This window comes from Burkholderia sp. SIMBA_062 (genome assembly GCF_046534765.1).
Taxonomy (GTDB): Bacteria; Pseudomonadota; Gammaproteobacteria; order Burkholderiales; family Burkholderiaceae; genus Burkholderia; species Burkholderia ambifaria.
This window is the reverse complement of record NZ_JAWRYD010000595.1, coordinates 1-239: the sequence shown is the minus strand read 5'-3', so window position 1 is coordinate 239 and position 239 is coordinate 1. Positions and strand designations below refer to the sequence as shown.

Below are 239 nucleotides of genomic sequence, written 5' to 3'. Positions count from 1 at the left end.
GTTGTACGAGCAACTCGCCCATTCGGGTGTCGTGATCTTTCGCAATTTCGCCGATACGCTCGACGATTTCAACCGCTTCGTCAGCCTGCGTTCGGCGCGCGTCACGTTCGATCCAGCGCGCAAGACCTCGACGGAGAACACCGCCGAAATCGATGCCGGCGAGCTGGAAATGGGCCTGCACCGTGAGAACGGCAACCTGCCGTTCACGCCCGACCTGCAATGGTTCTACTGCCTCGAGC

Annotated in this window: 1 protein-coding gene; it reads left to right on the top strand. The window is 60.7% G+C overall.

The window, feature by feature from the left end; all coding sequences use genetic code 11:
- Positions 1 to 239 (top strand): TauD/TfdA family dioxygenase (locus SB786_RS37580; protein ID WP_410731758.1); only part of this gene is annotated, 239 nt, incomplete at both ends.